This window comes from Streptomyces ruber (assembly GCF_014648075.1).
GTDB lineage: Bacteria > Actinomycetota > Actinomycetes > Streptomycetales > Streptomycetaceae > Streptomyces > Streptomyces ruber.
Genome location: NZ_BMQK01000025.1, coordinates 26,644 through 44,544, shown reverse-complemented (window position 1 = coordinate 44,544; position 17,901 = coordinate 26,644). Strand labels below are relative to the sequence as shown.

Sequence of the window (17,901 nt, the reverse complement as noted above, 5' to 3'; positions counted from 1 at the left end):
GCACATCCCGGACGGGTCGTCGAACACGGTCGGCCGGCCCTTCGGGATGCGGAGATCGACGTCCTCCAGGTTGTTCTCCCGGACCCCTGCGATACGGATGTGACGGGGGTCGGCGTGGTCCATGCGCCCGGCGCCAGAAGGATCACCCGACCGCTTCCGTCGGGATCGAGGGTCAATCCATGGCTTCCTTCGTGATCTCCCTCAGCTCCCCGTCCTCCAGCAGCAGCCACCGGGTGATGCCGATGGAGCCCAGGAACGGCATGTCGTGACTGGAGACGATCAGCGCCCCCTCGTACGACCCCAGGGCCGTGGTGAGCTGCCGCACGCTCGCCATGTCGAGGTTGTTCGTCGGCTCGTCGAGCATCAGCAGCTGCGGCGCGGGCTCCGCCAGCATCAGCGCGGCCAGCGCCGCCCGGAAGCGCTCCCCGCCGGAGAGCGTCCCGGCCGGCTGGTCGGCCCGCGCACCCTTGAACAGGAAGCGGGCGAGGCGGGCCCGGATCCGGTTGTTGGTGGCGTCCGGCGCGAACCTGGCCACGTTCTCGGCGACCGTCAGTCCGTCGTCGAGCACGTCGAGCCGCTGCGGCAGGAAACGCAACGGCACGTGCGCCGTCACCTCGCCGGACACCGGCTCCAAGTCGCCCGCGATCGTGCGCAGCAGCGTGGTCTTGCCCGCGCCGTTGCGGCCGAGCAGCGCGATCCGCTCCGGCCCGCGCAGATCGAGGACGCCGCCGGCCTTCGCGCCGTACCGCAGCTCCAGGTCCTGGACCGTGAGCACGTTCCGGCCCGGCGGCACCGCCGTGTACGGCAGCTCGACGCGGATCTCGTCGTCGTCCCGCACCGCCTCCGCCGCCTCGTCGAGGCGCTCCCTGGCCTCCGCGAGCCGTTCCTCGTGCAGGATGCGGTGCTTGCCCGCGGACTCCTGGGCCGCGCGTTTGCGCAACCCCATGACGATCTTCGGTTCACGCTTCTGCTCGTACATCTTCTGCCCGTACTTCTTGCGGCGGGCGAGCTTCACCTGCGCGTCGACCAGCTCGCGCTGCTGCTTCTTCACGTCGGCCTCGGCGACGCGCACCATCCGCTCGGCGGCCTCCTGCTCGGCGGCGAGGGCCTCCTCGTACGCCGAGTAGTTGCCGCCGTACCAGGTGACCTCGCCGGACCGCAGGTCCGCGATCTGGTCCATCCGGTCGAGGAGTTCACGGTCGTGGCTGACCACGACCATCACCCCGGACCAGGACGCGACGGTGTCGTACAGCCGGCGGCGCGCGTACAGGTCGAGGTTGTTGGTCGGCTCGTCGAGCAGCAGGACGTCCGGGCGGCGCAGCAGCAGCGCGGCGAGCCGCAGCAGCACCGACTCACCGCCCGACACCTCGCCGAGGCGGCGGTCCAGGTCGATGTGGCCGAGCCCGAGCTCGCCGAGGGTCGCCCGGGCGAGCTCCTCGACGTCCCAGTCGTCCCCGACGGTCGTGAAGTGCTCCTCCGCCACGTCGCCCGCCTCGATGGCGTGCAGCGCGGCGCGGACGTCCGCGATGCCGAGCGCCCGGTCGACCCGCAGGCCGGTGTCGAGCGTGACGTTCTGCGGGAGGTATCCGACCTCGCCGGCCACCCGGACCGTTCCGGCGGCCGGGGCGATCTCCCCGGCGATCAGTTTGAGCAGGGTTGACTTGCCCGATCCGTTGACGCCGACGAGTCCGGTGCGGCCGGGGCCGAAGGCGGTCTGCAGGCCGTCGAAGACGGGCGTGCCGTCGGGCCAGGCGAAGGAGAGGGCGGTGCAGGTGATGGAAGCTGACATGGCGGCCTCACGGTTGCTTGGTGCGGTCAGGGGCAGACGCGTGAGAGACACCGCGGGGCGGGAGCGAGCGAGGAGGGCCGGGGAGAGGGACCGGGAGGGACGACGGTCCGGGGAGGCCCCGCGCCGGAGGACGGCTCGTACGCCGAGGTCACACGCTGCGCACACACACGACGGTGTGTTCACGCGGTGTCTCAGGACCTCAGACGAGCAACGTCCTTCTCCAATCGGCGGCAACAGAACCGCGAGAACCGTACGAAGGCGCTCGGCGCCCTGTCAACGCATTAACGTGGGTTCCGGCCCCGGCCCCGTTCCGGCCCGGTTCCGGCCCCGCCGAGGAGGAGACCCGTGCTCGACGGCCCGCTCTCACTGCCCGCCCGGCTGTACCTGCTGGCCTGGGACACCAGGCGGCTCAGGCTCACCGGTGCGACCCGCCTGGAGCACCTGGTACGGGCCGGCGCCCTGACCGAACTGGCCCAGCGCGGACTGCTCGTGGACGACGACGGCATCGTCACGCCCGCCGACCCCGACGCCCGTACCGGGGACCCGGTCCTGGACGGACTGCTGGAGCTCGTCGAGGAGTCCCGGCCGCGCTCCTGGAAGACCTGGGTGACCTCGCGGGCCCGCGTCACCCTCGACGCCGTACAGGCCCAGCTCGCCGCGGGCGGCTCGCTGCGCGCGGAGAAGCGGCGGGTGCTCGGCGTGTTCCCGACCGTGGAGTACGGGCTGGAGCGGGTGTCCGTCGTGGAGGCGCTGCAGGAGGGGGCCCGGGAGATCCTCCGGGGGCCGGTTCCGGTGGAGGCCGTACACGAGCGGGACGCGGCCCTGGTCGCCCTGGCCGCCACGGCGGAACTGCGCACGCTCGTCGCGGGCAGGGAGCGCAGGGCCCACAGGGCGCGCATCGAGGCGCTGACCGAACGCGGCGGCGCGGCCGCCCCCGCCCTGCGGAAGGTGCTCCGGGAGGCGCGCACCGCACTCCTCGTGACGGCGACGACCACGACCGTCACCTGAGGCGGGAGCCGTCGCTCAGGCGGCGTCCCGCATCAGCTCCGCGAGATCGTGGTCCAGGTCGACCTGGAGGTGCTCGCGCCCGAGGGGCACCTCCTCGGTCGTACGGTCCAGGAAGCGCCGCACCTCGTCGGCACGGACGTGCACCACGGCCGTGCCCTCGGGGGCGTGGAACTCCACGACCAGACGCTCGTACCCGTACGGCCGCACCCGCACGTCGCCGTGCCCGGCATGCTCCTCCATGCCGTCCACCAGCAGGTCGCGGGCGAACGTCCAGCAGACGTCCACGCCCTCGAGCGTGGCCGGGGCCGGGAAGGTCATCCGGACGGCGAAGGGGTCGCGCCGGTCGTAGTGGAGCGTGGCGGGAATGCTCGGCATCCGCGGCGCGGCGGCGACGAGGCGGGCCTCAACGGGCTGCTCGATGACGGTGGACAACGCCTTGCTCCCTCGTGACGGCTGGACGGACTGGCGAACACGGCCCGGGCACTTGAAGAGACGCGGGATCGACTCACTTCGTGCACGTGGGATGCGAGTGACCTCTGTCACCGGATCCATTCACTGTGGCGATCCATCTCACGTCCCGCAGTGCGGGGACATTCGAGAGGACACCGGCACACGGCCCGCGGTTCCCGCCGCGGGCCAACTGGACGCGGGCGGGGGAGCGGACGGGCGGCGCGCATCCGCGAAAGGGATGTGCGACCGCCGTACAACGGGTACTCGGCTTCGCAGAAGGGAAGGAGTGACCATGCCAAGCGGTTCGAGCCCCAAGCGGGAACGTCAGTACGAGCACATCAAGGAGAGCGCCCAGGACCGGGGCGAGAGCAAGCGGCGCGCCGAGGAGATCGCCGCCCGGACCGTCAACAAGGAGCGGGCCAGGTCCGGCGAGTCGAAGACGGCCAGCCGCACCTCCACGAAGGACATGTCCTCCGGCAGGCGCGGCGGGCAGCGCTCGGGCAAGGGGTCCCAGGGGCAGACGTACGACCAGCTGTACGCGGAGGCCAAGCGCCGCAACATCCGCGGACGTTCGGACATGAACAAGAGCGAGCTGCAGAAGGCGCTCGGCGGCAAGTCCTGAGCCCGGCGCGGGCACCCGGACGCGGGAACCGTAGGCTCGGCACCACCATGACGACCGTGCGGATCCCCGCGGGCTGGCCCGCGACCGAAGAACAGGCCCGGGCCGTGCAGGAGGAGCTGCGCGGCGAGGTGGTCCTCGACGAGACGGGGCCGGCCCCCGGAACGGGGCACGTGACCGGGGTGGACGTCGCCTACGACGACGGGCGCGACCTGGTCGCGGCGGCGGCCGTGGTCCTGGACGCGGCGACCCTCGGCACGGTCGCCGAGGCCACGGCGGTCGGCCGGATCCCGTTCCCCTACGTGCCCGGGCTGCTCGCCTTCCGGGAGCTTCCCGCCGTCCTGGCCGCCCTGGAGGCGCTGCCGTGCGCCCCGGGACTCGTCGTCTGCGACGGGTACGGGCTCGCCCACCCGCGCCGCTTCGGCCTCGCCAGCCACCTCGGCGTCCTCACCGGCCTCCCCGCGATCGGGGTCGCCAAGAACCCGTTCACCTTCCGTTACGACGATCCGGCCCCCGCGCGCGGGAGCACGTCACCGCTCCTCGCGGGCACCGAGGAGGTGGGCCGGGCCCTGCGCACCCGGGACGGCGTCAAGCCGGTGTTCGTGTCGGCCGGTCACCGCGTGGACATCGGGAACGCGTGCGCGCACACCCTCGCGCTCACCCCCGGCCACCGGCTCCCGGAGACCACCCGCCGGGCGGACGCGCTGTGCCGGCGAGCGCTCAGAGAGGCGAGTGCGGCCTGAGTACCCGGTCTGAGTATCCGGACGGATGTGAGTTCGGCGTTCCGATGGGCACCCTGGGTTCCATGACGACTCGCCGCGCTCCGAAATCCGCCGCCGGTTCCGTCCGTCCCGCCGACCGTGCCGTGACGGCGGGCATGCTGCTCGCCGTGCTCGCAGGCATCGCCTGGCTCGTCGGGATGGTCTGGACGGTGACCGGGTGGGCGCACTGAGGTCCCGCGCGACCCGGGGCCCGCGCTGCACGAGCCCCGGCGCACGGCGTACCCGGCGGTCTACCGGGTGGCCGCCACCCGGAAGGTGATCCCCGCCGCGCGCAGCCGCTCGATCAGCGCGTCGCCCATCGCGACCGCCGTCGTGACCTGGCCCGCCGTGGGCGGCAGCTCGTCGAGGGCCAGGCTCAGCGCGGACTCCGCGAACATCTTCGCCGTCTCGCCGTACCCGGGATCGCCGCCCGCGACCTCCGTGAAGACACGGCGTCCGCCGCCCTCGCCCACGAACCGCACCGAGAACCAGCTCCTGGCCCGCTTCTCCGCGCTCGGCCCGTCACCCGACGCCAGCCGCGCCGTCAGCCGGTCGCGCGCGGGCGGCAGTTGGGCGGCGGCGACCAGCGCGCCCGCGGCGGCGGCCCCGCCCACGGCGTACGGGAGGCTCTCGACGGCCGCGTAGTGGCGGTAGCGGAAGTCCGGTCCGTACCGCTCCAGCGCCCGCGCCGACCGCTCCACGACCTGCCCGTCGATCGTGGGCATCGGCAGCGCCCACGCGCCGACCTCCGGCGCGAACCGCGGCGGGCCCAGCGGCGCGTGCACCCGCCGCCCCGGCGTGCGCGGCTCGTGCCGCCGCCGGTCCCGCGCCGCGGCCCGCAACTGCCGCCCGCGCGAGAGCTGGGTGAGGACGGAGGCCAGTGTGCCGCCCGAGACCGCGCCGTCGGCCCGCACGTACCCGTCCACGGTGATCGGCACGTCCTCCGGGAGCCGGCGCACGGTGAAGTACGCCCCCAGGTCGTGCGGGACGGAGTCGAAACCGCAGGCGTGCACCAGCCGGGCCCCGGTCTCCCGCGCGCGCGTGTCGTGCCGCACGTACGCCAGGTCCACGAACTCCGGCTCGCCGGTGAGGTCCAGGTAGTCCGTCCCGGCGTCCGCGCACGCGGCCACCGGTTCCCGGCCGTACGTCAGATAGGGGCCGACCGTCGTGGCCAGCACGCGGGTCGCGCGGGCGAGTTCGCGCATCGACGCGGGGTCGGTGACGTCCGCCGGGAGCACCCCGACGTCCTCACCGCCGGGCAGCCGCTCGCGCAGCCGCTCCAGCTTCTCCGCGCTGCGGCCCGCGACCGCCCACCGCAGGTTCTCCGGCGCGTGCGCGGCGAGGTACTCCGCCGTGAGCCCGCCGACGAACCCGGTGGCCCCCAGCAGCACGATGTCGTACGCGCGTCCCGTTCTGTCCTGCACGCTCATGACACTCCTCAGCCTCCACTGCCGCGTGGTTGTCGGTGGCCGAGGCTAGCGTGGCGTGCCTCGGGTGGGCCGCCCGGCCGTCCGGGTAGCGTGGCCAAGCGCTTGCTCTCCCGGGTCTTGTGTCCGGTGGAACGCGTTCCTAGCATCGTCGGTGTTACATCGGAATTGTCATACGCAGGGGGTGCGATGACAGTGGCAGAGGCGCCCGGGCCCGGTCCGCTCAGCGGCGTGCGCGTGGTCGAGCTGGCCGGCATAGGGCCGGGGCCGTTCGCGGCGATGCTGCTGGGCGACCTCGGCGCCGACGTGGTCCGGGTGGACCGGCCCGGCGGCACGGCCCTCGTCGTCGACGCCGACCACGACGTCACCAACCGCAACAAACGTTCGGTGATCGTCGACCTGAAGGCCGAGGACGGCCCCGGCCTCGTCCTCGACCTGGCCGAACGCGCGGACGTCCTCATCGAGGGCTTCCGCCCGGGCGTCGCCGAGCGCCTCGGCGTCGGCCCCGACGCCTGCCACGCCCGCAACCCCCGGCTCGTCTACGGCCGCATGACCGGCTGGGGCCAGCAGGGCCCGCTCGCCCCGCGCGCCGGGCACGACATCGGCTATCTCGCGCCGACCGGCGTCCTCGGCATGATCGGTGCCCCGGACGGACCGCCCGCCGTCCCGGCCAACCTCCTCGGCGACTACGCGGGCGGCTCGCTCTACCTCGTCGTCGGCGTCCTCGCCGCCCTGCACCACGCGCGCGAGACGGGCACCGGCCAGGTGGTGGACGCGGCGATCGTGGACGGCGCCGCGCACCTGTCCACGCTGATCCACGGCATGCTCGCCGCCGGCGGCTGGCAGGACCGGCGCGGCGTCAACCTCCTCGACGGGGGCTGGCCCTTCTACGGGACGTACGAGACGGCCGACGGCGCGTACATGGCGGTGGGCGCCCTGGAGGAGCACTTCTACGACGAGTTCACCGAACGGCTCGGCATCGCGGGCCAGGCACCGGACCGCCGGGACCCGGCCCGCTGGGAGGAGCTGCGCGAGACGGTCGCGGCCCGTTTCAGAACCCGTACGCGCGCGGAGTGGACGGCCCGTTTCGAGGACTCCGACGCGTGCGTGGCCCCCGTGCTCTCGCTGCGCGAGGCGCCGCACCACCCCCACCTCGCCGCGCGCGGCACCTTCATCGAGGTGGCCGGGGTCACCCAGCCCGCCCCCGCGCCCCGCTTCTCCGCCACCCCCGCCTCCGTGCGCGGCGGTCCCGCCCGGCCGGGCGCGGCCGCCGCGGACGTGGCCCATGACTGGGGCATACCCGGTCTGCTCAAGGACGGCTGACGACCAGCGGCGGCAGGCACCCGCTCCGCGCCGCCCCGGCCGCCCCCACCACCCTCCCGCCCTCCGAAAGGCCACACCCGTGAGCACCGAAGCGTATGTGTACGACGCGATCCGCACCCCGCGCGGCCGCGGCAAGGCGAACGGCGCCCTGCACGGCACCAAGCCCATCGATCTGGTGACCGGACTGATCCACGAGGTCCGGCGCCGCTTCCCGGACCTCGACCCGGCGGCGATCGACGACATCGTGCTCGGCGTCGTCGGACCGGTCGGCGACCAGGGCTCCGACATCGCCCGCATCGCCGCGATCGCCGCCGGACTCCCCGACACGGTCGCCGGCGTCCAGGAGAACCGCTTCTGTGCCTCGGGCCTGGAAGCCGTCAACATGGCCGCAGCCAAGGTCCGTTCGGGCTGGGAGGACCTGGTCCTCGCGGGCGGCGTCGAGTCGATGTCGCGGGTGCCGATGGCCTCCGACGGCGGCGCCTGGTTCGCCGACCCGATGACCAACATCGCCACCAACTTCGTACCGCAGGGCATCGGCGCGGACCTCATCGCCACGATCGAGGGCTTCTCCCGGCGCGACGTCGACGAGTACGCGGCGCTGTCGCAGGAGCGCGCCGCCACGGCCTGGAAGGACGGCCGCTTCGACCGGTCCGTCGTCCCGGTCACCGACCGCAGCGGGCTCGTCGTCCTCGACCACGACGAGCACCTGCGGCCCGGCACCACCGCCGACTCCCTCGCGAAGCTCAAGCCGTCCTTCGCGGACATCGGCGACCTCGGCGGCTTCGACGCCGTGGCGCTGCAGAAGTACCACTGGGTCGAGCGGATCGACCACGTCCACCACGCGGGCAACTCCTCCGGCATCGTGGACGGCGCCGCCCTGGTCGCCATCGGCTCGAAGGAGGTCGGCGAGCGTCACGGCCTCACCCCGCGCGCGCGGATCGTCTCCGCGGCCGTCTCCGGGTCCGAGCCCACCATCATGCTCACCGGCCCCGCGCCCGCCACCCGCAAGGCCCTCGCCAGGGCCGGACTGACCATCGACGACATCGACCTCGTGGAGATCAACGAGGCCTTCGCCGCGGTCGTCCTCCGCTTCGTCAAGGACATGGGCATCTCGCTGGACAAGGTCAACGTCAACGGCGGCGCCATCGCGCTCGGGCACCCCCTGGGCGCCACCGGAGCCATGATCCTCGGCACGCTCGTCGACGAACTCGAGCGCCAGGACAAGCGGTACGGCCTCGCCACCCTCTGCGTGGGCGGCGGCATGGGCATCGCCACGATCATCGAGCGCCTGTAACCCCGGCGGACCACGAGACCTCCCACGAGACCGGAGAACCACGTCATGACCGAGTCCACCACCATCCGCTGGGAACAGGACGGGACCGGAGTCGTCACCCTCGTCCTCGACGACCCGGACCAGTCCGCCAACACCATGAACCAGGCCTTCCGGGCCTCCATCAAGGCGGTCGCCGACCGCGCGGAGGCCGAGAAGGACACGATCCGCGGGATCATCTACACGTCGGCGAAGAAGACGTTCTTCGCGGGCGGCGACCTCAAGGACATGATCAGGATCGGTCCCGGGGACGCGCAGGCCGCCTTCGACACCGGCATGGAGATCAAGGACGCGCTGCGCCGCATCGAGACGCTCGGCAAGCCGGTCGTCGCGGCGATCAACGGCGCGGCCCTGGGCGGCGGTTACGAGATCGCCCTCGCCAGCCACCACCGCGTCGCCCTCGACGCGCCCGGCTCCAAGATCGGCCTGCCCGAGGTCACCCTGGGCCTGCTCCCGGCCGGCGGCGGCGTCACCCGCACCGTGCGCCTCATGGGCATCGCCGACGCGCTGCTGAAGGTGCTCCTGCAAGGCACCCAGTACACCCCGCAGCGGGCCCTGGAGAACGGCCTCGTCCACGAACTCGCCGCCACCCCCGAGGAGATGCTCGCCAAGGCCCGCGCCTTCGTCGACGCGAACCCCGAGTCGCAGCAGCCCTGGGACCGGCCCGGCTACAAGATCCCCGGCGGCACCCCGGCCCACCCGAAGTTCGCGGCGAACCTGCCCGCCTTCCCGGCCAACCTGCGCAAGCAGCTGAACGGCGCCCCCTACCCGGCGCCCCGCAACATCATGGCGGCCGCCGTCGAGGGCTCCCAGGTCGACTTCGCGACGGCGCAGACCATCGAGGCCCGCTACTTCACCGAGCTGCTCACCGGCCAGACCGCGAAGAACATGATCCAGGCGTTCTTCTTCGACCTGCAGGCCGTCAACTCCGGCGCCAGCCGCCCCCAGGGCATCGCGCCCCGCAAGGTCGGCAGGGTCGCCGTCCTCGGCGCCGGGATGATGGGCGCGGGCATCGCCTACGCGTGCGCCCGCGCGGGCATCGACGTCGTCCTGAAGGACGTGTCCCTGGAGGCCGCCCTCAAGGGCAAGGGCTACTCCGAGAAGCTGTGCGCCAAGGCCGTCGGCAAGGGCCGTACGACGAAGGAGAAGGCCGACGCGCTGCTCGCCCGCATCGAGCCCACCGCCGAGGCCGCCGACCTGGCGGGCTGCGACGCCGTGATCGAGGCCGTCTTCGAGGACGAGACCCTCAAGCACAAGGTGTTCCAGGAGATCGAGAACGTCGTCGCACCGGACGCCCTGCTGTGCTCCAACACCTCCACCCTGCCCATCACCGGGCTCGCCGAGGGCGTGGAACGGCAGGCCGACTTCATCGGGCTGCACTTCTTCTCGCCCGTCGACAAGATGCCCCTCGTCGAGATCATCAAGGGGCGCAGGACCGGTGACGAGGCCCTGGCCCGCGCCTTCGACCTCGTCCGGCAGATCGACAAGACCCCGATCGTCGTCAACGACTCGCGCGGTTTCTTCACCTCCCGGGTGATCGGCCACTTCATCGACGAGGGCGTCGCCATGGTCGGTGAGGGCATCGAACCCGCGTCGGTCGAGCAGGCGGCGGCCCAGGCGGGCTACCCGGCCAAGGTGCTCTCCCTCATGGACGAGCTGACGCTGACCCTGCCCCGGAAGATCCGTCAGGAGACGCGGCGGGCCGTCGAGGAGGCGGGCGGCACCTGGACCCCGCACCCCGCCGAGGCCGTCGTGGACCGCATGGTCGACGAGTTCGGCCGCACCGGGCGCAGCGGCGGCGCCGGCTTCTACGAGTACGGCGAGGACGGCAGCCGCGGGCGGCTCTGGCCCGGCCTGCGCGAGCACTTCACCGAGCCCGGCAAGCAGATCCCGTTCGAGGACATGCAGGAGCGGATGCTGTTCTCCGAGGCGCTGGACACCGTCCGGCTGCTGGAGGAGGGCGTGCTGACCTCCGTCGCCGACGCCAACATCGGCTCGATCCTCGGCATCGGCTTCCCCGGCTGGACCGGTGGCGTGCTCCAGTACATCAACGGCTACGAGGGCGGACTGCCCGGCTTCGTGGCCCGCGCGCGGGAGCTCGCCGAACGCTACGGGGACCGCTTCCTGCCGCCGGCGCTGCTGGTGGAGAAGGCGGAGCGGGGCGAGGTCTTCGGCGACGGCTGAGGCACCGCCCCGGGGGCCGCACGCGGCGGGAGCGCGTCCGGACGCGTGAGCGGATCGCGCTCTTGCCCGGCCCCGGCGGCTCACCGAGACTCGGCCGCATGGAGACACGCACCGCGCTGGTGACCGGAGCGGCACAGGGCCTGGGACAGGAGTTCGCCGTCGCACTCGCCGGACGCGGCTTCCGGGTCGCGGGGCTGGACACCGTTCCGCAGCCGGAGACGGCCGGGAAGATCCTCGACTACGTGGAGCTGACCGCCGACGTCACCGACGAGCAGCAGCTGCGGCAGGCGCTGGAACAGGCCGTGGACCGGTTCGGCACGCTGCACGTGCTGGTCAACAACGCGGAGACCGTACCCCAGGCGGAGTTCGAGGACGTCACGCCCGAGGAGTGGCGCCAGGTGATGCGGTACAACCTGGAGGCACCGTTCCTGCTGACCCGTGCCGTCCTGCCGTACCTGAAGGCGGCGGGCTGGGGCCGCATAGTGAACATCGCCTCGTCGGCCGTCCTGACCGCCCCGCCGACGATGGTCCCGTACGTCACCTCCAAGGCGGCCCTGATCGGCTTCACCCGGGTGCTGGCCTCGGCCCTCGGCCCGTACGGCATCACCGTCAACGCGATCGCCCCCGGCGCGGCGGGTGCCGGGCCGGGCGGCCAGCAGCCCGCCGACCTGGTGTCGACCCTGCTGTACATGGTGGACGAGGGCAGCGGCACCCTGACCGGTCAGACGCTCAATGTGGGGGGCGGCCCGGTACCGGGGTGAGGCCCGCGCCCCCGGGGCCGCTCAGGGCTTCCTCAGCCACTCCCGCAGCTCCTCGCGCAACGACCGCTGGAACGTCGTCAGCAGCGCCTGGACGACCAGCGGCTCCATGTCCGCCGACAGCGACCGCACCGCCTCCGGATCACGTTCGGCGACCGCGTCGCGCAGCAGCCGTGACAGGGCGTGCGCCGCCGCACGGGAGTGGTCCAGGAGCACGGTGCGGGCCGCCATGATCGTCTCCTGGGACAGCGGCACGTCGAGGAGCTGGACACCGAGGGGGAGCAGACCGGTGTCGACGCGGTAGGTGACGTCCGAAGACCCGGCGGAGTCGGCGGACCCGACGGAGTCGACGGAGTCCTCCCTGGCGTCCCGCACGGTCGAGAGCACGTCCATCGCGCCCAGCCGTGCCACGTCCTCGTCGCCCAGCGCACGGCCCGCCAGGCGTTCCAGTTCCCGCCGGGTCACGGTCTCCACGGTCTCCGGTGCCCAGGAGGCCACCACCGCGCGGTGCACGGCGAGGTCGCGGACGCTCGGTTCGGGCGGCAGCCGCCGGAGGTAGCGTTCGACGGCCGCGAGCGTCATGCCCTGCCGCTGGAGCGCGTCGATGAGCTCCAGCCGGGCCAGGTGCTCCCGCCCGTACCGCCCCACCCGGCGCGGACCGATCTCGGGTGGCGGCAGCAGCCCCCGGGTCCCGTAGAAGCGGACCGTGCGTACCGTGACACCCGCCCGCGCGGCCAGTTCGTCGACGGTGAGGGTGGGCTCCTGGGCGTCGGTCGTCATGTACAGCAGTATCACTGTCCCACCAATGGTGCGAAAGCCGTCGAGGCCACCGGTGACCAGGGCACACGTCCCTCGCGATCATGTGACATGCGCCGCTCTGTGAGATGCGTTACCGCGCGCGGGAGGGCCTCCGGGAGAGGGTGGGCGGTTGGTCTGTGCTCCTGTCCGGGGTGCGGACCAGGCACAACGGAAGACCCGGGCGGACGCCGCCCGGGAATACCAGGAAGTAGAGCCACCCGTGAGCAAGGACGCCGTCTCCTCGGCACCGGCCGCACCACACACGTCCGCGGCCCCGAGGCCCGCGGACGCGGGCGACGCCGGTTACAGCAAGGACCTCAAGGCCCGCCACGTCAACATGATCGCCATCGGGGGAGCGATCGGCACCGGCCTGTTCCTGGGCGCCGGCGGGCGCCTGAACAACGCGGGCCCCGCGCTCGCCCTCGCCTACCTGGTCTGCGGCGTCTTCGCCTTCTTCGTCGTCCGGGCCCTCGGCGAGCTGGTTCTCTACCGCCCCTCCTCGGGCTCGTTCGTGTCGTACGCGCGCGAGTTCCTCGGCGAGAAGGGCGCGTACGTCTCCGGGTGGATGTACTTCCTCAACTGGTCCACCACCGGCATCGCCGACATCACCGCGATCGCGCTCTACACGCACTACTGGAGCACGTTCACCGACATCCCCCAGTGGGTGCTGGCCCTGATCGCCCTGGCCGTCGTCCTGGTGGTCAACCTGATCTCGGTGAAGATCTTCGGTGAGCTGGAGTTCTGGTTCGCGATCATCAAGGTCGTCACCCTGATCGTGTTCATGCTCATCGGCATCTTCCTGCTGGTCACCCAGCAGGACGTCGGCGGACAGACACCCGGCATCGATGTCATCACGGACAACGGCGGTGTCTTCCCGCACGGGATCATGCCCGTCGTCATCGTCCTGCAGGGCGTCGTCTTCGCGTACGCGGCCCTGGAGCTGGTCGGTGTCACCGCGGGCGAGACCGCCGAGCCCGAGAAGGTCGTCCCGCGCGCGGTGAACTCCATCATGTGGCGCGTCGGCCTGTTCTACGTCGGCTCGGTCGCCCTGCTGGCCCTGCTGCTGCCCGGCTCGTTCTACTCGGCCGACGAGAGCCCCTTCGTCACCGTCCTGTCCCGGATCGGCGTCCCGGCGGCGGGCGACGTGATGAACCTCGTCGTCCTCACCGCCGCGATGTCCTCGCTGAACTCCGGCCTGTACTCCACGGGCCGCATCCTGCGCTCCATGGCCATGGCGGGTTCCGCGCCGAAGTTCACCGCGCGCATGAACCGCAGCCAGGTCCCGTACGGCGGCATCCTGCTCACCTGCGGGGTGTGCGTGCTCGGTGTGGGCCTGAACGCCTTCGTGCCCTCCCAGGCCTTCGAGATCGTCCTGAACGTGGCGTCCCTCGGCATCATCAGCACCTGGGTGATCATCATGATCTGTCACCTGGTCTTCGTCCGCCGCGCGCGGGAGGGCCTGGTCGAGCGGCCGTCGTTCCGGCTGTTCGGCAGCCCGGTCACCGAGATCGTCACGATCGCCTTCCTCCTGGGCGTGCTGGTGCTGATGTGGAACGACCCCGAGATCGGCCGCCGCACGCTCCTGCTGATCCCGCTGATCGCGGTCCTGCTGGTCGCGGGCTGGTACGGCATCCGCAACCGCGTCGGACGGCAGCCGGAGCAGGAGCCGGCGGAGCCCGGGAAGTAGCGCCGAAGAGGGGGACGGGCCGCCACGGAGCCCCACGCGGCTCCCGGCGCGCCCCCCATCGGAGTGGTGGCGAACTCTGACGCTTACGAGCGATCCCTCGTACGTCCGAGCGGGTAGGGCAGGGGGTATGGAGCTGCTGTCGTTCCCCATCGGCCCGCCGCACCCGAGGATCGAGCACCTGGTCGTCGCGGCGGCGCTGTTCGCGCTCGCCGTCCTCGTCGCCGTCCGTCTGCTGCGCCGGACCGGCCGTGTCCGCGACGAGCGCGACGAACGCGACGAGCGCCCGGACGCCGCCGGAATCGTCCGGCAGCGCACCGGGGAGCAGCTGGCCGAGGAGGGGAGCGCCGGCCCCTTCGTCCTGGTCGCCCGGGCGGCCCCCGGCGCCCTCCGCCGGCAGGAGCACGCCGGGGGTGCGCCCGAGTGCGCCGCGGCCGAGGCCGAACTGCGCATGTACGTCTCCGAACTCGCCTCGGACCTGGCACACCGCCTGGTGGGTGAGCGCGTCGCGGCGGCCCGCACGGAGCCGCGTCCCTGACCGCGCGTCCCGCTTCGGCTGTCGGCCGCCGGGAACGGACGAGAACGGACACGGATCGGACACGTTTGCGACGCGCGTCACATGTGGCGAGGGTGACGGGGAAAGGAGTAGCTCCGTTCCAGCCATCGGGGAAAGGTTTCACCTGTGACGCACGATCAGCATCGGACACCGAGCTATCACGAGGGAGGGGCGTTCCCGGGTTCCGAAGCGGGCCTCACCGGTGGCGGACGGCCCCAGACGGACCGCATCGTGTTCGGTGTGACGGCCGCGCTCACCCTGGCCTTCGTGCTCTGGGGCGCCATCGCGACCGACTCGCTCACGAGCGTGTCGGACAAGATGCTCGGCGGTCTCATCCACAACGGCGGCTGGGCCTTCATCCTGGCCGCCTCCGCGTTCGTGGTGTTCGCCCTCTGGCTCGCCATCAGCCGCTATGGCCGGATCCACCTGGGGAAGGAGGGAGAGGAACCGGAGTTCCGCACCGTCTCCTGGGTGGCGATGATGTTCAGCGCCGGCATGGGCATCGGCCTGATGTTCTACGGCGTCAGCGAGCCGCTCTCCCACTACATCGACGCCCCGCCGGGCACCGACCCCGCCAACAGCGGGGAACGCATGGAGACGGCGATGGCGACCACCCTCTTCCACTGGACGCTGCACCCGTGGGCGATCTACGCGGTGGTCGGCCTCGCCATCGCGTACAGCACGTTCCGCAAGCGCCGCCGTCAGACCATCAGCGCCGTGTTCACGCCGCTGATCGGTGCGAAGCACGCCAACGGCACCGCGGGCCGGGTCATCGACATCCTCGCCATCATCGCGACCATCTTCGGCTCCGCCGCCTCCCTCGGCCTCGGCGCCCTGCAGATCGGCTCCGGGGTGCAGAAGCTCGACTGGATGGACACGGTCAGCACCGGACTGCTCGTCACCATCATCGTGGTCCTCACCCTGGCCTTCGTCGCCTCGGCGGTGTCCGGCGTGGAGAAGGGCATCCAGTGGCTGTCCAACACCAACATGGTGCTGGCGCTGGTGCTCGCCCTGTTCGTGTTCATCGTCGGGCCCACCATCGTCGTCCTCGACCTGCTGCCCACGTCGGTCTTCGCCTACATCGGCGACCTGGCCGACCTCGCAGGCCGCACCGAGGCCTCCGGCGGGGAGGGCGCCGCGGACTGGCTCGGCAGCTGGACGGTCTTCTACTGGGCGTGGTGGATCTCCTGGACGCCGTTCGTCGGCATGTTCATCGCCCGGATCAGCCGCGGCCGCACGATCCGCCAGTTCGTCGGCGGCGTCATCCTCGTGCCGAGCACGGTCAGCCTGCTCTGGTTCGCCATCTTCGGCGGTACGGCCACGAAGATGCAGGAACAAGGCCGGCTCGGCGACGACACCACTCCCGAGGGCCGCCTCTTCTCCGTGCTCCAGGAGTACCCGGGCGCCACGATCACCTGTCTGCTGGTGATGATCCTGGTCGGCATCTTCTTCGTCTCCGGCGCCGACGCCGCCTCCATCGTGATGGGCACGCTCTCGCAGAAGGGCGCGCTGGAGCCCGGCCGCTTCGTCGTCGTGTTCTGGGGCGTGGCCACCGGTGCCGTCGCCGCCATCATGCTGATGGTCGGCAGCGGTCAGGGCGACGCGCTCACCGGTCTGCAGAACCTCACCATCCTCGCCGCCGCGCCGTTCGTGCTGGTGATGATCGGCATGTGTGTCGCCCTCATGCGCGACCTGCGCAGGGACCCGGTCGTCGTGCGCGAGGAGATGGCGGGCGAGGCCGTCGAACTCGCCGTCATCGAGGGCCACAAGAGGTACGACGGCGATTTCGAGATCCGTATCGGGCCCGGTCCGGGCACCGAGACGGAGGGGGACCCGATCGGCAGGCACTGACCGCGCCGCCGTGCCGCGGGGAGGGGCGGGCGCGCCCCTCCCCGCGGGACACCGCACCGCCCCCGGCACAGCGCCCGGCCCGTCCAGCCGCGCCTCGCCGCATACCCCCTCGACCATCCGTACGCCCGCTCACGCACGTTCACGCCCGTCCCCCCGGGCCGGGCCGCGGACCGCCCGTACCGCCGCGCGGCGGCGGTGGCGGAATATGTCATGCCGTGCTCGGACCGGTCCCGCTCTGGGGATACTCACTGCATGCCTGCCGAGTATGCCGAGTCCGCCGAGTACGCGACCTTCGGCCTGGCACCGGCCATGCGCGCCGGCGGCGTCCTCGCCAACGGCCACTACCAGGTGCACAGGGACTTCGTGGACTTCATCGTCGACGGACGCCCGCTGCTGTTCCGGCTCTCCGACCTCGACGCCGTCTCCCCGCTCGCCTCCGACGTCCCGCCCGCCATCTTCACCGCACACGTGCGGGGGCTGCTGCTGGAGGCCGACGCCCCGCTGGCCGGCGGACGGCACGTCATATACGGCTGTCCCGAGTGCGAGGACCTCGCCTGCGGGGCCGTCACCGCGGTCGTCGAGCGGGACGGCGAGGACTACGTGTGGCGGGACTTCGCCTGGCAGACGCGGGCGGAGGCCGACCTCGCACTGAACGGGTACCACGGCATAGGGCCGTTCCGCTTCCAGGGCGCCGAGTACCGCGACGCCCTGCGCTCCCTGCTCGCCGCGCCCCACGACGGGACCGTGAGCCGCCGCGTGCTCCTCATCGGCGCCCGCGTCGCCGTCCTCGCCCGGCTGGCCGCCGCGCTGCGGACGATCGGCATCGGCGCCGAGATCACCCGGGACGCCGGCGGTGTGACCCCCGACGAGCTGCGCACCTACGGCGCGGTCGCCTTCGGGCGGGCCGTGGACGAGGAGGCGCGCGCCGCCGTACGACACTCGTTCGAACGGGCCGGGGCCGACGTCGCCTACGTCGACGGGCTCGCCCCGATCGTTCCCCTGCTGGTGGCCCAGATCGAGAACGCCCTGGACCGCAGCCCGCCGGAGCGGCGCCGCCTGGTCCGGCTGGTCGCCGCCGACGGCGAGGCGGGCGTCGAGGTCACCTCCACCTGCCGGGTACGGCTGACCGCGTACCGGCTGGACCGGTTCTCCCGCACCCGCACGCACGAGATCTTCGACGGCACCCTGCCGGCCGGCCGCCACCGCATCGCGCTGGACACGAAAACCCTGAAGGGGGAGTCGTTCCTCGTCGCGCGGTCGTCGGGAAGCGTGCTGGTGGAGGCCCTGGCCCGCTGAGGGCGGAAGGCGGGAGCGGGGCCGTACGGCGCGCGGGGCACCCCGCGCGCCGTACGGCCCACTTCGC

Annotated in this window: 16 protein-coding genes; 12 read left to right on the top strand and 4 right to left on the bottom strand. The window is 72.4% G+C overall.

What is annotated here, in order from left to right; translation table 11 throughout:
* Positions 1-172 precede the first annotated feature (172 nt).
* Positions 173-1,789: an ABC-F family ATP-binding cassette domain-containing protein gene (locus tag IEZ04_RS32070; protein WP_189220502.1), complete on the bottom strand. Its 1,617-nt coding sequence runs from the start codon at positions 1,787-1,789 to the stop codon at positions 173-175.
* Positions 1,790-2,134: 345 nt separating this feature from the next.
* Between IEZ04_RS32070 and IEZ04_RS32065 the strand changes: the two genes are divergently transcribed.
* The gene (locus IEZ04_RS32065; protein WP_189220501.1) at positions 2,135-2,797 is read left to right on the top strand and encodes a GOLPH3/VPS74 family protein; all 663 of its coding nucleotides are present in this window, start codon (positions 2,135-2,137) and stop codon (positions 2,795-2,797) included.
* 15 nt (positions 2,798-2,812) lie between these two features.
* Here the strand turns inward: IEZ04_RS32065 and ssgD are convergent, their stop codons facing one another.
* Positions 2,813-3,229: a spore wall synthesis regulator SsgD gene (ssgD, locus tag IEZ04_RS32060; RefSeq protein WP_189220500.1), complete on the bottom strand. Its 417-nt coding sequence runs from the start codon at positions 3,227-3,229 to the stop codon at positions 2,813-2,815.
* A gap of 310 nt (positions 3,230-3,539) precedes the next feature.
* Here ssgD and IEZ04_RS32055 point away from each other — a divergent pair, with 310 nt between their 5' ends.
* The 3 genes from IEZ04_RS32055 (at position 3,540) to mmpA (ending at position 4,818) form a co-directional block, all read left to right on the top strand.
* Positions 3,540-3,869 (top strand): plasmid stabilization protein, encoded by a 330-nt coding sequence (locus tag IEZ04_RS32055; protein WP_189220499.1) that lies wholly within the window; start codon positions 3,540-3,542, stop codon positions 3,867-3,869.
* A gap of 47 nt (positions 3,870-3,916) precedes the next feature.
* Complete coding sequence (locus IEZ04_RS32050; protein WP_189220498.1) at positions 3,917-4,609, top strand: endonuclease V; 693 nt, start codon at positions 3,917-3,919, stop codon at positions 4,607-4,609.
* A 62-nt stretch (positions 4,610-4,671) separates the two neighbouring features.
* Positions 4,672-4,818, top strand: a complete 147-nt coding sequence (gene mmpA, locus IEZ04_RS32045; protein WP_189220497.1) for a morphogenic membrane protein MmpA — start codon at positions 4,672-4,674, stop codon at positions 4,816-4,818.
* Positions 4,819-4,878: 60 nt separating this feature from the next.
* On the opposite strand, the gene IEZ04_RS32040 is transcribed toward mmpA, so the two are convergent.
* Positions 4,879-6,057 (bottom strand): saccharopine dehydrogenase family protein, encoded by a 1,179-nt coding sequence (locus tag IEZ04_RS32040; RefSeq protein ID WP_189220496.1) that lies wholly within the window; start codon positions 6,055-6,057, stop codon positions 4,879-4,881.
* A gap of 186 nt (positions 6,058-6,243) precedes the next feature.
* Here IEZ04_RS32040 and IEZ04_RS32035 point away from each other — a divergent pair, with 186 nt between their 5' ends.
* The 4 genes from IEZ04_RS32035 to IEZ04_RS32020 all read left to right on the top strand — a co-directional run bounded on the left by IEZ04_RS32035 (position 6,244) and on the right by IEZ04_RS32020 (position 11,652).
* Positions 6,244-7,377, top strand: coding sequence for a CaiB/BaiF CoA transferase family protein (locus tag IEZ04_RS32035; RefSeq protein WP_189220495.1), 1,134 nt, complete (start codon positions 6,244-6,246; stop codon positions 7,375-7,377).
* 79 nt (positions 7,378-7,456) lie between these two features.
* Positions 7,457-8,671: an acetyl-CoA C-acetyltransferase gene (locus IEZ04_RS32030; RefSeq protein ID WP_189220494.1), complete on the top strand. Its 1,215-nt coding sequence runs from the start codon at positions 7,457-7,459 to the stop codon at positions 8,669-8,671.
* Between the two features lie 45 nt (positions 8,672-8,716).
* Entirely contained in the window at positions 8,717-10,891 is a 2,175-nt protein-coding gene (locus IEZ04_RS32025) for a 3-hydroxyacyl-CoA dehydrogenase NAD-binding domain-containing protein (RefSeq protein ID WP_189220493.1), read from the top strand.
* 98 nt (positions 10,892-10,989) lie between these two features.
* The gene (locus IEZ04_RS32020; RefSeq protein WP_189220492.1) at positions 10,990-11,652 is read left to right on the top strand and encodes an SDR family NAD(P)-dependent oxidoreductase; all 663 of its coding nucleotides are present in this window, start codon (positions 10,990-10,992) and stop codon (positions 11,650-11,652) included.
* Positions 11,653-11,673: 21 nt separating this feature from the next.
* Here the strand turns inward: IEZ04_RS32020 and IEZ04_RS32015 are convergent, their stop codons facing one another.
* Positions 11,674-12,429 carry a MerR family transcriptional regulator gene (locus tag IEZ04_RS32015; protein WP_189220491.1) on the bottom strand — a complete coding sequence of 252 codons (756 nt, stop codon included), beginning with the start codon at positions 12,427-12,429 and terminating at the stop codon, positions 11,674-11,676.
* 238 nt (positions 12,430-12,667) lie between these two features.
* Here IEZ04_RS32015 and IEZ04_RS32010 point away from each other — a divergent pair, with 238 nt between their 5' ends.
* The 4 genes from IEZ04_RS32010 to IEZ04_RS31995 all read left to right on the top strand — a co-directional run bounded on the left by IEZ04_RS32010 (position 12,668) and on the right by IEZ04_RS31995 (position 17,834).
* Positions 12,668-14,134 (top strand): amino acid permease, encoded by a 1,467-nt coding sequence (locus IEZ04_RS32010; protein ID WP_189220490.1) that lies wholly within the window; start codon positions 12,668-12,670, stop codon positions 14,132-14,134.
* 127 nt (positions 14,135-14,261) lie between these two features.
* Positions 14,262-14,669 carry a hypothetical protein gene (locus IEZ04_RS32005; protein ID WP_189220489.1) on the top strand — a complete coding sequence of 136 codons (408 nt, stop codon included), beginning with the start codon at positions 14,262-14,264 and terminating at the stop codon, positions 14,667-14,669.
* A gap of 144 nt (positions 14,670-14,813) precedes the next feature.
* Positions 14,814-16,538, top strand: coding sequence for a BCCT family transporter (locus IEZ04_RS32000; RefSeq protein WP_189220488.1), 1,725 nt, complete (start codon positions 14,814-14,816; stop codon positions 16,536-16,538).
* A 252-nt stretch (positions 16,539-16,790) separates the two neighbouring features.
* Complete coding sequence (locus IEZ04_RS31995) at positions 16,791-17,834, top strand: oxidoreductase (protein ID WP_189220487.1); 1,044 nt, start codon at positions 16,791-16,793, stop codon at positions 17,832-17,834.
* Positions 17,835-17,901 lie beyond the last annotated feature (67 nt).

Coding starts and splice junctions, on each gene's coding strand:
- IEZ04_RS32025 (WP_189220493.1), top strand. CDS start 8,717: ATGACCGAGTCCACCACCATCCGCTGGGAACAGGACGGGACCGGAGTC.
- IEZ04_RS32035 (WP_189220495.1), top strand. CDS start 6,244: ATGACAGTGGCAGAGGCGCCCGGGCCCGGTCCGCTCAGCGGCGTGCGC.
- IEZ04_RS32070 (WP_189220502.1), bottom strand. CDS start 1,789: ATGTCAGCTTCCATCACCTGCACCGCCCTCTCCTTCGCCTGGCCCGAC.
- IEZ04_RS32015 (WP_189220491.1), bottom strand. CDS start 12,429: ATGACGACCGACGCCCAGGAGCCCACCCTCACCGTCGACGAACTGGCC.
- IEZ04_RS32040 (WP_189220496.1), bottom strand. CDS start 6,057: ATGAGCGTGCAGGACAGAACGGGACGCGCGTACGACATCGTGCTGCTG.
- mmpA (WP_189220497.1), top strand. CDS start 4,672: ATGACGACTCGCCGCGCTCCGAAATCCGCCGCCGGTTCCGTCCGTCCC.
- IEZ04_RS31995 (WP_189220487.1), top strand. CDS start 16,791: ATGCCTGCCGAGTATGCCGAGTCCGCCGAGTACGCGACCTTCGGCCTG.
- IEZ04_RS32050 (WP_189220498.1), top strand. CDS start 3,917: ATGACGACCGTGCGGATCCCCGCGGGCTGGCCCGCGACCGAAGAACAG.
- IEZ04_RS32020 (WP_189220492.1), top strand. CDS start 10,990: ATGGAGACACGCACCGCGCTGGTGACCGGAGCGGCACAGGGCCTGGGA.
- IEZ04_RS32005 (WP_189220489.1), top strand. CDS start 14,262: ATGGAGCTGCTGTCGTTCCCCATCGGCCCGCCGCACCCGAGGATCGAG.
- IEZ04_RS32055 (WP_189220499.1), top strand. CDS start 3,540: ATGCCAAGCGGTTCGAGCCCCAAGCGGGAACGTCAGTACGAGCACATC.